At 38.9% G+C, this 12,659-nt stretch carries 9 protein-coding genes and 1 pseudogene; 5 read left to right on the forward strand and 5 right to left on the reverse strand.

The features are described 5' to 3' along the window. Nucleotides 1-12: 12 nt before the first annotated feature. From ACE01U_RS11965 to ACE01U_RS11975, 3 genes and pseudogenes are all read right to left on the reverse strand, one after another. Nucleotides 13-1,440, reverse strand: coding sequence for a mannose-1-phosphate guanylyltransferase/mannose-6-phosphate isomerase (locus ACE01U_RS11965; RefSeq protein WP_138742803.1), 1,428 nt, complete (start codon nucleotides 1,438-1,440; stop codon nucleotides 13-15). Nucleotides 1,441-1,606: 166 nt separating this feature from the next. Beyond that, a pseudogene (locus ACE01U_RS11970) lies at nucleotides 1,607-1,918 on the reverse strand (glycosyltransferase family 2 protein); the annotation flags it as partial. Next, on the reverse strand, nucleotides 1,918-2,592 hold the full coding sequence (locus ACE01U_RS11975; protein WP_348927559.1) for a sugar transferase: 675 nt from the start codon (nucleotides 2,590-2,592) through the stop codon (nucleotides 1,918-1,920). The gene ACE01U_RS11975 and the pseudogene ACE01U_RS11970, both read right to left, overlap by 1 nt. A 307-nt stretch (nucleotides 2,593-2,899) precedes the next feature. Between ACE01U_RS11975 and galU the strand changes: the two genes are divergently transcribed. From galU to ACE01U_RS12000, 5 genes are all read left to right on the forward strand, one after another. Beyond that, nucleotides 2,900-3,775, forward strand: a complete 876-nt coding sequence (galU, locus tag ACE01U_RS11980; protein ID WP_279744251.1) for a UTP--glucose-1-phosphate uridylyltransferase GalU — start codon at nucleotides 2,900-2,902, stop codon at nucleotides 3,773-3,775. A gap of 18 nt (nucleotides 3,776-3,793) precedes the next feature. Then, nucleotides 3,794-5,047, forward strand: a complete 1,254-nt coding sequence (locus ACE01U_RS11985) for a UDP binding domain-containing protein (protein ID WP_395579554.1) — start codon at nucleotides 3,794-3,796, stop codon at nucleotides 5,045-5,047. Beyond that, nucleotides 5,047-6,708, forward strand: a complete 1,662-nt coding sequence (gene pgi / locus ACE01U_RS11990) for a glucose-6-phosphate isomerase (protein WP_395579555.1) — start codon at nucleotides 5,047-5,049, stop codon at nucleotides 6,706-6,708. The genes ACE01U_RS11985 and pgi overlap by 1 nt, the downstream gene beginning before the upstream one ends. Before the next feature lies 1 nt (nucleotide 6,709). Continuing rightward, nucleotides 6,710-7,732, forward strand: coding sequence for a UDP-glucose 4-epimerase GalE (gene galE, locus ACE01U_RS11995; protein ID WP_174893575.1), 1,023 nt, complete (start codon nucleotides 6,710-6,712; stop codon nucleotides 7,730-7,732). A gap of 112 nt (nucleotides 7,733-7,844) precedes the next feature. Next, complete coding sequence (locus ACE01U_RS12000) at nucleotides 7,845-9,296, forward strand: capsule assembly Wzi family protein (protein ID WP_395579583.1); 1,452 nt, start codon at nucleotides 7,845-7,847, stop codon at nucleotides 9,294-9,296. Between the two features lie 95 nt (nucleotides 9,297-9,391). Here ACE01U_RS12000 and ACE01U_RS12005 read toward each other — a convergent pair whose 3' ends face one another. Continuing rightward, nucleotides 9,392-10,759 (reverse strand): phosphohexomutase domain-containing protein, encoded by a 1,368-nt coding sequence (locus ACE01U_RS12005; RefSeq protein WP_395579556.1) that lies wholly within the window; start codon nucleotides 10,757-10,759, stop codon nucleotides 9,392-9,394. A gap of 53 nt (nucleotides 10,760-10,812) precedes the next feature. Then, nucleotides 10,813-12,651, reverse strand: a complete 1,839-nt coding sequence (glmS, locus tag ACE01U_RS12010; RefSeq protein WP_086210693.1) for a glutamine--fructose-6-phosphate transaminase (isomerizing) — start codon at nucleotides 12,649-12,651, stop codon at nucleotides 10,813-10,815. Nucleotides 12,652-12,659: the final 8 nt, after the last annotated feature.

Here is a 12,659-nt window from a genome sequence, read left to right on the forward strand (position 1 = left end):
GGCGTATAAAATTTAACATCTACCATATAAGTCTTCGAATCGGACAATATCATCTTCTCCAAGATATGAACCAGATTGTACTTCAATTAGTTCGAGAGGAATTTTTCCTGGGTTTTCCAGTGCATGAATTTCTCCCAAAGGAATATATACAGATTCATTTTCTGTAAGAAGGAATGATTCCTTGCCTTTATGAATTTTTGCAGTCCCATTGACAACAATCCAATGTTCTGCACGATGATGATGCTGTTGTAGTGAAAGTTTCTGCCCTGGGTTAACAACAATACATTTGACTTGATAACGGTCACCACTGTCTATGGAATCGTAATTACCCCATGGTCGATATACTTTTCTATGTAAGTCGACCTCAGTCCTTTGCTGTGCTTTTAATATTTCTACAATTTTCTTAATATCTTGAACTTTATTTTTATGTGCGACAAGTACGGCATCAGATGTTTCAATGACGACAATATCTTCTAGACCTAAAACACCCACTAAACGACTTTCAGCGTATACCAGTGAATTTTGAGTATCGTGGATGATGGTATCGCCGCGTAATGCATTGCCTAAAGCATCTTTTTTGCTGACCTCCCATACGCTTTTCCAAGCTCCAACATCACTCCAATTGGCATTTAAGGGAACCACAACAGCTTTATCCGTTTTTTCCATAACAGAGTAATCTATGGAGTCTTCAGGGCATTGCTCAAAACTCGGTTTATCAAGTCGAACAAAATCTAAGTCATTTTTGCTTTGCTGGACAGACTTTCTAGCATTCGTAAGAATTAAAGGATTGAACTTTTCAAGTTCTTGCAGATAAACGGAGGCTTTAAACATAAACATGCCACTGTTCCATAAATAAGAGCCATTAGCTAAATATTCTTGAGCCGTTGTTAAATTTGGTTTTTCAACAAAAGTCTCAATCTTATATGCTTGTAGTGGTTTATTCGGTTTTACAGGGTTACTTGATTTAATATAACCATAACCTATTTCGGGTGAGTCTGGGACAACTCCAAAGGTTACCATTTTCCCAGCTTCAGCTTCAGCTAACCCGACTTCGATTGCTTGATTGAATGCTTGTTGTTGTTGGATAATATGGTCAGCAGCGAGAATGAGTAAGACAGGATCTTCCCCATAAGATAGTGCAAGTTCTGCAGCGGCTGCAATTGCGGGAGCTGTGTTCCTTGCAACAGGCTCTAACAAAATTTTAGCTGTCATTTTTTGTTGGCGAAGTTGTTCAGCAACAATAAAGCGATGATTTTCATTGGTTACAATGATAGGATTTTGAAAGTTAATTAAAGATGCATTTAAGTTTGAAATACGATCTAGAGTAAGTTCGAATAATGTTCTTTCGTTTGTGATTGGTAAAAATTGTTTTGGATAGCTTGAGCGAGACAACGGCCAAAGTCGTGAACCAGAACCACCAGATAAAATTACAGGTATCATTGAAAATCTCTTATTTGTGTTTCATGTGCTATTTATATGGTTTTTCTAAGAAAAATCGAATATTGTTTTTGTAAAAACAACAAAATAGTGATGAATTTTTACTTAGATTAAACAATTATAGATAAAACTTGAATTATTGCTACAGTAAGTGTCAACAGACCCTATTTTCAAATGCAATATCGGGGTTACAAATTAAAAAATAGTCACTGTCTTTTGCATATTGTTTGATGGCTAAATTATGGCCATAGCCAAAACCAAAATTACCTTGCGACTTTAAATAAACAACTTTTTCATGAACGAAAGTATTTGCCCAGTCACTTGCTGAATTATCTACCAAAATGACTTTATGAATAGATGGGGCACCGAGTAAAGAGTCTAATGTTGGCTTAAGTTCTTGATAACTGTGGTTATATATTACAATAGAGGCAATGACATTGATATTTGAAGTCGTTGTTTGGTTTGGAGTATCAGTTGCCATTAATATGCGCCTTTTCTAAATAGAACAACGAGAACAGTTTTGGCTAAAATTTTTAAGTCCTGAAAAAAAGACCAGTTTTGCACATATTTTTTGTCTAAGAGAACGCGAGTATTATAGTCGACATCATTTCGACCACTTACTTGCCATAAACCAGTGAGCCCTGGGGTGACGTGTAAATAATAAATAACATTATCTTTATATTGAGGTAATTCTGCTGCTGTTACAGGGCGTGGTCCAACAAAACTCATTTCACCCTTCATAATGTTAATCAATTGGGGCATTTCATCCAAACTAGACTTTCTTAAAAAGTGCCCAATTTTTGTAATTCTGGGGTCATTTTTTAATTTATAAGTACTATTCCATTCTTCGCGAGCCTGAGCATCTGAGGCGAGTAATTCTTTTAATAATTCTTGAGAGTTGCTAGCCATTGAACGAAACTTTAGACATTTGAATGTCTTACCATTCTTTCCAACACGTTCATGCCCATAAAAAGCACTTCCACCATCAAGTTTTACGATTAAATAAAAAAATAAAAAAAATGGTGATAATAAGATGAATAGCAAAATAGAGAATAATAAATCAAAAGCCCTCTTAGATGGATGTTGAAATTTATTAATATTTAGGTTTTCTGTTTTGCTAATATCAATTATTTTTTCTGGGAAATCATCATTCATAAATACATCTTTTTGTTAAATATCTATCTGCAGATCAAGTATAGTTTAATGTTAATACACTTGAATGGAAAAAATGTTACAGGTTGAATTTAATTTTAGAATTTTATTCAATTTTATAAAAAAATTCTACCTTAAGCTGCTTAGTTTCTCAGCTTCATATCTGGTTAACAGATAATGAACAAAGGTGTCATTTTCTTTTCAAACTCACGTGATAGCTTACCATTCATAATTTTTTACAGGTAAACTATACACATAATTGTAATTCCTGTTTTATGAATTTGTTGTAATGAAGGTAGTGAATAAGAGAATGATTAAAAAAGCAATTCTTCCTGTTGCTGGACTAGGTACCCGTTTTTTACCTGCAAGTAAGGCCATACCGAAAGAAATGGTGACAGTGGTAGACCGTCCAGCAATTGAGTATGTAGTCAAAGAAGCTGTAGCCGCTGGGGTTGAGCAAATTATTTTAGTCACACATTCATCAAAGGCTTCCATCGAAAATTATTTTGATCGTAACTTTGAGTTGGAAACAGTATTAGAACAAAAGAATAAGTTTGATTTACTTAAAGAAATTACTGAGATTTTACCTGAAAATATCAGTGTTGTTAGTGTGCGCCAACCACAACCTTTAGGGCTTGGTCATGCTGTTTTATGTGCGAAGTCTATCGTTGGTGATGATGACTTTGCAGTGCTCTTGCCTGATGTTCTGGTTAAAGAGACTGATGAGCGTAATGATTTGAACATAATGATTGAGCGCTACAATGTTTCAAAAGCGGCACAGATTATGGTTGAATCCGTTCCAGATAGCATGGTGGATCAATATGGTATAGTCGATGTTGCTGAAACTCCTGCAGAGGGCGAAAGCATCATTATGCAGGGGATTGTAGAAAAACCAGCTATTGGGACTGCACCGTCAAATTTATCTGTTGTTGGGCGTTATGTATTGCCTGCCAAAATCATGACTTTATTAGAACAAACACCGAAAGGTGCAGGGAATGAAATTCAACTGACAGATGCGATTGCAATGTTACAGCAGTCTGAACCTGTTGAAGCCTATCGTATGAAAGGGCGTACTTTTGACTGTGGAAGTAAAATTGGTTATTTAAAAGCCGTTTTGCACTATGGTGTTGATCATCCAAAATTAGGCGATGAATTTAAAATATTGATCCAAGAGTTAAACTTATAAGAAATACAAGGGGGAAGTATGAAAATAGCAATGTTTGGTACAACATTGTATGCAGGTGTGATTTCGTCATTACTTGCTGAAAGTGGGCACCAAGTCTTTATTTGTAATGATTTACAAGACCATACAGCGCTATTCAACCTTAGAGACCAAGATGTAGTGCGTTCTTTGGAGAAACAGCACAAAAGTGGCTTTCTAAGCTATTGTGATTTTGCAGCCCTACCTTTAGACATAGATGCTTATTTTTTTAGTTTTAATCCAGCTCAAGAGGGGGAGGCACTTTGTGTTGCTAAGCAACTAAAAATGCGTACGATTATTCATCCTAAATTGATGATTAATGCCTCTACGTTTGGTCTTAACGGTACTGAAAAATTAAAAGCCGTATTAACAGACGATCATTGGGTCTATTTTCCCGATATTATTCAAGAAGGTCAGGCTTTTAAAAGTGTGACGAGTGCTTCTAAGGTGATTATTGGCTGTGCCGATCAACAAGCACAGGGTCATTTAGAAGAAATGTTACGCCCAATTTTTCCCCGACCTCAGCAATATTTGTTTATGCCAGTTTTAGATGCTGAATTTACCAAACTCAGTATTTCAGGCATGTTGGCAACGCGCATTAGTTATGTCAATGATCTAGCTGCGGTTGCCGAGAAACTAGGTATTGATATTGCCCATGTTCGTGATGGGATGGCTGCGGATAGCCGTATAGGGGAATCATATTTGTATTCTGGAGCGGGGTTTGGTGGAGAAAATTTTTCACATGATATTTTGACTCTATCAAATACCATCAGTAATACAGGAACAAAAAGTCAACTTCTGGGACAGGTTTGGGATATTAATGAGCAGCAAAAGGAGTTTCTTTTCCGTAAGCTGTGGAATTATTATCATGGAAATTTAGCTGGAAAAACCATTGCGATTTGGGGAGCTGCTTTTAAGCAACATACCTCAAGTACCAGTTTTTCACCTATTCATCCGATGCTTGCCGCACTGTGGGCACAAGGTGTGACGGTTCGTTTGCATGATCCACAGGCCTTAGAAGAAATACACACAATTTATGGTGAACGTGATAATTTAATTTTATGTGAAGATCAGTATGACGCGGTGAATCAGGCACACGGTTTATGTGTTCTAACTGCATGGAAGCAATATTGGTCACTTGATTATACGCAATTAAAACTTAAATTAGCCCATCCTTTGATTTTGGATGGACGTAATATTTATCAACCTGATTATGTTAAAAGTCAGGGTTTTGCATATATGGGAGTAGGAAGATAATGATAAATTTAACTATTTTTCCTAAAAAAACGCTAGCAACAACACTTGAACATTTACAACACTTAAGTACAACCATTGGCCAGAAGCACTTAAATACTTTTTTTGCCGAAGATGACCAAAGATTTAAGCATTTTTCTGTTCAATATGATGAAATCACTTTTGATTTTAGTAAGCATCGTGTTGATGAGTCTGTAATCAGTGCATTGATTGATTTTGTACAAGTTCGGGATCTTCCCACTTGGACGAAACGTTTATTTTCAGAAGAAGAAATTAACTATACAGAACAGCGTGCAGCTATGCATTGGGCGCTTCGTTTACCGAAACATGATGAGCAGCATCCTAAATTAGCAGGCAAAGTACATGAGCAATTAGAGCGAATGTATGCATTGGTTGAGAAAATTCATGCGGGTCAGTACCGTGGTGCAACGGGTGAAGTTATACAAGATGTGGTTAATATCGGTGTGGGTGGGTCTGATCTAGGGCCATTAATGGTGAGTCACGCTCTGTCTGATTTTAAAGTCAATACAGTCAAACCACTGAAAATGCATTTCGTATCTACCATGGATGGTAGCCAACTTTCAGATTTATTGCATCAATTACGCCCAGAAACGACATTATTTATTATTTCATCAAAGTCTTTTGGAACGATTGATACACTTTATAATGCGCAAACTGCACGCCAATGGCTTGAAAAGCAATTGGGCCAATCAGAAGCGGTAGATCAGCATCATTTTATTGGCGTATCAACTAAGCCAGAGAAAATGACGGAATGGGGTATAGCAAGCCATAATCAGTTTTTGCTCTGGGATTGGGTCGGCGGTCGTTACTCTTTGTGGTCGTGTATTGGTTTGCCGATTGCATTAAATATCGGTGTACATGGTTTTAAGCGCTTACTTGCAGGTGCTCATGCAATTGATGAGCATTTCCAAAATGCCCCTTTACGCCAGAATATTCCTGTTCTTATGGGGATTTTGGGGATATGGAATCATAACTTCTTAGGAATTCAGACGCAGGCTATTTTACCTTATGATGGTCGTTTAAAGTATTTTTCGGCATATCTACAACAGCTTGAGATGGAGTCAAATGGTAAGTCGATTCAGCGTAATGGTCAAAAAGTTGAATTAGAGACGTGTCCTATCGTTTGGGGTGAAGTGGGTCCAAATGCACAGCATGCTTTTTATCAATTGTTACACCAAGGTGCGCATAAAGTGAGCTGTGAGTTTATTGCACCCGTTAATCGTTATGCTGCGAACCAATTTACCTATGTAAAAAATGCCAATGCATTGATTGATCAACACCATTTAGCGCTATCAAACTGTTTGGCTCAGTCTCGACTATTGGCCTTTGGTAATCAGGCACTTGATGCTGAAGAGGTGGCGGGTCTAGAGAATTATCAAAAATATGAAGGTAATCAGCCTAGTACAACCATTTTGCTCAAAGAGCTTAATCCTTATACCTTAGGTATGTTGGTTGCGTTGTATGAACATAAAGTATTTGTGCAATCTGTACTTTGGAATATCAATGCTTTTGACCAATGGGGAGTTGAAAAAGGTAAACAAATTGCGAATCAAGTACTTCCAATTTTGACTGGTACAGAAAAAGATTATGTTGATTTTGATAGCTCTACCCGTGGTCTATTAGATATTTTACTTGGAAAATAAAATGGCAAAAATATTAGTCACCGGTGGGGCTGGTTATATTGGTTCACATACTTGTTTGGAATTATTGAATGCTCAACATGAAGTTGTTGTATTGGATAATTTATCAAACAGCTCTGAAGTGTCATTATCGAGAGTTCAAGCTTTAGCAAATAAAAGTTTAACTTTTATCCAAGGTGATATTCGCGATGCGCAGATTTTAGATCAGATCTTTGCACAGCATCAGATTGATGCGGTCATCCATTTTGCTGGTTTAAAAGCAGTTGGCGAAAGTCAGGTCATTCCACATGCTTACTTTGATCATAATGTTGCAGGTTCGATTAATCTTGTTCAAGCGATGATTCGTGCCAAAGTGTTTAAATTGGTCTTTAGTTCATCAGCAACAGTTTATGATGAAAAAAATATATCACCGTTAAGTGAAGATATGCCAACAGGAATGCCAAGCAATAATTATGGCTATACCAAGTTGATCGTTGAGCAAATGTTACAAAAGCTTGCCGAGTCAAACGCTATTTGGTCCATTGCCTTGCTGCGTTATTTTAATCCTGTTGGCGCCCATAAAAGTGGCCAAATTGGAGAGGATCCACATGGAATTCCAAATAATTTAATGCCATTTGTGACTCAGGTTGCCGTAGGGCGACGTGAGAAGTTGTCAATATTTGGTCATGATTACGATACCCCAGATGGCACAGGGGTGCGGGATTATATTCATGTTGTTGATTTGGCTTGTGCGCATGTCTTGGCGATTCAGAACAGGCTGAATGATACAGGTTGTCGTGTTTGGAATATTGGCACTGGCAATGGGATTTCTGTACAGCAAATCAAGGATACCTTTGAGAGAGTCAATAATGTGCATATTCCTTTTGAATATGCGCCACGTCGGGCAGGGGATGTTGCAACAACGTTTGCTGATAATGCTCGGGCGGTTGCTGAATTAGGTTGGCAGCCAAAATTTGGGTTAGAAGATATGCTGGTTGATAGTTGGAACTGGCAAAAGCAAAATCCAAATGGTTTTATGCAGGACTGATACAATATTTTAAAACTCTGTCATGTATTGATTATGCAAACAATCATGTATTTATTCCCTTATTTTAAAAAACATCGCTATGATGTTTTTTAAAAATGAACTTAGATGAAGAATATTTATGAGATATCAAAGTATTAGATTTTTGTCACTTGCGGTTTTATCTGCACTTTCTTTGCCAGCCATTGCACAAGGAATTGTGTTAAATAACGAAGACTTACGAACTGATCTAAATTGGTTAAATCAACAAGGTGTGATTCAAATTAGCACGTCTACATGGCCTTTAAGTGGTGATGAAATACAACGTGCTTTATCTAATGCAAAGATTGATAATCAAGTTCAGCAGCAAGTCTTGGACTCCGTGCAAGCTGCTTTAAGTGCGGAAAATACAACGGCCAAAGCCAGTTTATATGCTGAATCTGATCCCCAAAATGTACCGCAACATTTTGCAGATGAACAAAAATCACAATACCAAGCGGCTGTTGAGTTCAATGCTGGTGGGGCGCAATGGGATGCAAGACTGCGTATTAATGCTGAAAAAGACCCTATTATTGATAATGGGCATGATGTGAATGTTGAAGGGTCATATTTAGCTGGAAAGTTGTGGAATCAATGGTTGATTGCAGGACAAATTCCAACCTATTGGGGACCTGGGCATGATGGTAGTCTAATTCGAGGGGATGCAAGTCGTCCAGTATACGGTTTTACAATGCAACGCGCTGAGCAAAAGGCATTTGAAACGAAATGGCTGTCTTGGATTGGTCCTTGGCAATACCAAGTTTTTGCTGGACAATTGGATGATTATAAAGCGATTCCAGATACAAAATTATTGGGTCTGCGTTTGACAGCCCAGCCTTTACCTTATCTTGAATTGGGTGCATCGCGCACATTCCAGTGGGGGGGGGAAGGACGCTCAGAAAGTTGGAATACTTTATGGGAGGCGATCAAAGGTAATGATAACGTTGAAGAAGGTGAGGTTGATAAGTCCAACCAAATTGCAGGCTTGGATGCCCGTTTAAATCTACAACAATGGTTTAAAGTCCCTGTAAGTTTATATGGGCAGTTTGTCGGTGAAGATGAATCAGGTTTACTGCCATCTCGGAAAATGTATTTGGCAGGACTCGATTATTCCTCACAAGTGAAGAATATGCCGTTCCAGCTTTATACTGAATGGGCAGATACTCGAACCAATGGCGATGTACTAGGCTATTCTTATAATCACTATGTATATACAGATGGTTACTACCAACATGGATTCCCTTTAGGTCACGCTATGGGTGGTGATGGTCAGATGTATAGTTTAGGTGGAGATATTCGTTTCGATAAAATGAATCGTTTAAATGGTCGCATCTTGTTGGCAAAAGTGAATCAGTCAGGACTTGAAATCAATCATGCTTTTCCACAAAAAGATGAAATCAAAGCTCTGGATTTAACGTGGACACATTATCTTCGTCCAAATACGCCGTTGAAATTAAGTGGTTGGGTCAGTGACTCTGACGTGTATGGCGGAGATAGCGGCGTGTCTTTAGGGGTTGAAATTCCTTTGGATCGCTCTTTATTTTACTAAGTTAAAAAGACTTTCTTAAAAAACGTATCTATACATGAACCATTCAAACGATGTTAAATCGTTTGAATGGTTTTTTATTTGAGGCTAAATATTGCTTAAGCTTGGATAAGTTGGGTCAACTGATCGACATAGACTTGTATTGGTTCAGGGTTTTTACTTGCATCACTTTCAATGTTTAAGCGTAATAGTGGTTCAGTATTTGAAGCCCGTACATTTAGGCGCCAAATACCAAAATCTAAACTCACGCCATCAGTTTGATCAATTACTGGATTTTGGTCAGCAAAATGATCAAAGATCTTTTGAATGGTGACTTGTGTATTGGCAACTTTGAAGTTAATTTCACCTGAGCACGGGAATTTTGCAATCATATCCTCAACCAATGAAGATAAAGATTGACCTGTTTCAGAGAGTACAGAAACAGCCAATAACCACGGGATCATACCACTATCACAGTAAGCAAAATCACGGAAGTAATGGTGGGCACTCATTTCACCACCATATACAGCATTGTGCTCACGCATTACATCTTTAATGAATGCATGGCCTGATTTAGATTGGACAGCGATCCCTTGATGTTTCTCAACAATATCTAATGTATTCCAGGTTAAACGAGGGTCATGCACAATCTTTTCACCTGCTTGTTTGAGTAGAAAGGCTTGTGCTAAGAGACCAACAATATAATAACCTTCAATGAATTGACCTTTTTCATCAAACAAGAAACAACGGTCAAAGTCCCCATCCCAAGCAATCCCCATATCTGCACCATGTTCAAGTACTGCTTGGCTAGTACTATCACGGTTTTCGATTAAAATAGGGTTAGGGATTCCATTTGGGAAATTGCCATCAGCTTCATGGTGGATTTTGATGAACTCGACTGGGATATTTAATGCTTTAAATTTTTCTTCTATCGCATCAATTACATGTCCTGCTGCACCATTACCTGCATTGGTGACGAGTTTCATTGGGCGAATCTTAGTCGGGTCAATGTAGGTCATGAGGTGATCTACAAATTCAGGTAGGATATTGTATTTTTCTACAAGCCCCTTTTGAGTAGCGTCGATAAAGTTGCCTGATTCAGCAAGCGCTTGAATCTCTTTTAAACCTGTATCCGCACTAATTGGTCGTGAGTTCTCGCGAACCAGTTTCATCCCATTGTAATCCATAGGGTTATGGCTGGCCGTTACTTCAATACCACCTTGGACATCTAAATGGAATGCGCCAAAGTAAACTTCTTCTGTACCTGTCATACCCAGATCAAGAACATTTACGCCTGCATCATTTAAACCCTGAATGGTTGCTTGTTTAAGGCTTTCACTGGTTAGACGAACATCGGCACCAATCACAACTGTTTTTGGTTGATAAATTTGCCCATAAGCACGACCAATTTTATATGCAATATCTTCATTGAGTTCTGTGCCAAGCTTTCCACGGATGTCGTAGGCTTTGAAGCAGGTTAAAGTCATTTTATTACCCTATTTAAAAATGAAAGGGCTGGAAGTCAGCCCTTTAAACGTTATTATTCAACAGTTACGGATTTAGCTAAGTTTCGAGGCTGATCGACATCGGTTCCTCGAAGTACGGCAACATGATAGGACAAGAGCTGTACGGGAACGCTATAAACAATCGGAGCTAATACAGGGCTGATGCTTGGCACATAGACCACATGTTGGCGGTCTTTGGCTTGGATACCACTGTTTTCATCGGCAAAGACAAAGAGTTCCCCGCCACGCGCTTGGACTTCTTCCATATTGGATTTGAGTTTATCGAGCATGTCATCTTGCGGTGCGAGAATGACCACTGGCATCTCATTATCAACTAAAGCGAGTGGGCCGTGTTTAAGTTCGCCTGCTGCATAGCCTTCTGCATGAATATAAGAAATTTCTTTTAGTTTCAATGCACCTTCGAGTGCAATAGGGAAGTGAGTCCCACGACCAAGGAACAAGCAATGCTGTTTCTCTACAAATAGTTCAGAGAGGCGGAGAATTTCAGCGTCGTTCCGTAAAGTATCTAAAATGACTTTAGGTAAGTGCCAAAGTCCAGCGGTAATCTCAGCCACCTGTTGTGTAGAGATACGATTTTTAATCGTACCTATTTTGAGTACCAATAACATAAGCGCTGCAAGCTGCGTGGTAAATGCTTTGGTGGATGCAACACCAATTTCAGGACCTGCCAGAGTTAATAAGCTATGGTTGGTTTCACGTACCATGGAAGATGTTGCGACATTGCAAATGGTCATCGTAATGATGTCTAAGCCTTTTGCTGTAGCACGCTTTTGAGTATCGCGCAGGGCAGCTAAAGTATCTGCTGTTTCACCGGACTGAGAAATACAGACATATAGGGTATTATTGACAATCACTGGTGTACGATAGCGAAATTCACTCGCGATTTCCACTTGGCAAGGCAGATCAATGAGCTGTTCAAACCAATATTTTGCAATCATACCCGCATGGTAACTGGTACCACAGGCAATGATTTGGATTTGCTGAATTTGAGATAAATCTGCAACAGCATTCGCAAGGAAATCTTCACGTAGGGCATTGCCATTTAAGGCTTGTGAAATGGTTTGTTGAATCGCTTCAGGTTGCTCATAAATTTCTTTGAGCATGTAGTGTTTATATTCGCCTTTTGATGCATTGCTGACGGTCGCATCTAACTCTTTTACTGGGCGATGAACCAATTGACCATCAACAAAGATTTCAATGCTATTACGAGTGAGACGCGCAATATCACCTTCTTCGAGATAAATAAATCGGTTGGTAATCGGAAGCAGCGCCAATTGGTCTGAGCTGATAAAGTTTTCACCAATACCCACCCCAATGACCAAAGGTGAACCTTCACGCACGGTAATCAGTTCATCTGGATAATCAGTATGTACGATACCGAGAGCATAAGCTCCTTTAAGCTGTGGCACGACTTGTTTGACTGCTTCAAGTAAACTTGGCGTTGACTTCAATGCATCATGAATCAGGTGGGCAACCACTTCGGTATCGGTCTGAGAGGTAAATACATACCCCCGTGCTTCAAGATCATCTTTTAGTTCTTGATAGTTTTCAATAATGCCATTGTGTACGATAGCAACGTTGCCTGAAATATGCGGATGTGCATTGTTTTCAGTTGGTTTGCCATGGGTTGCCCAGCGAGTATGTGCAATCCCTAATGAACCGATAATCTGTGATTCTTCAACCGCACCACCCAGATTGGCTACTTTACCGACACGACGTTCACGTAGAACATGGCCTTGGTTAATGAGAGCTAAGCCCGCAGAGTCGTAACCACGATATTCTAGACGCTTTAAACCTTCGATGAGGATATTACTAATATTACGTTCTGCAACGCCACCGACGATACCACACATAACAAATT

Source organism: Acinetobacter halobius (assembly GCF_044130335.1).
Lineage (GTDB): Bacteria > Pseudomonadota > Gammaproteobacteria > Pseudomonadales > Moraxellaceae > Acinetobacter.

Bases quoted from the DNA above. Each gene is read 5' to 3' on its own strand.
- galE (WP_174893575.1), top strand. From the start codon at position 6,710: ATGGCAAAAATATTAGTCACCGGTGGGGCTGGTTATATTGGTTCACAT.
- ACE01U_RS11965 (WP_138742803.1), bottom strand. From the start codon at position 1,440: ATGATACCTGTAATTTTATCTGGTGGTTCTGGTTCACGACTTTGGCCG.
- ACE01U_RS11985 (WP_395579554.1), top strand. From the start codon at position 3,794: ATGAAAATAGCAATGTTTGGTACAACATTGTATGCAGGTGTGATTTCG.
- glmS (WP_086210693.1), bottom strand. From the start codon at position 12,651: ATGTGTGGTATCGTCGGTGGCGTTGCAGAACGTAATATTAGTAATATC.
- pgi (WP_395579555.1), top strand. From the start codon at position 5,047: ATGATAAATTTAACTATTTTTCCTAAAAAAACGCTAGCAACAACACTT.
- ACE01U_RS11975 (WP_348927559.1), bottom strand. From the start codon at position 2,592: ATGAATGATGATTTCCCAGAAAAAATAATTGATATTAGCAAAACAGAA.
- galU (WP_279744251.1), top strand. From the start codon at position 2,900: ATGATTAAAAAAGCAATTCTTCCTGTTGCTGGACTAGGTACCCGTTTT.
- ACE01U_RS12005 (WP_395579556.1), bottom strand. From the start codon at position 10,759: ATGACTTTAACCTGCTTCAAAGCCTACGACATCCGTGGAAAGCTTGGC.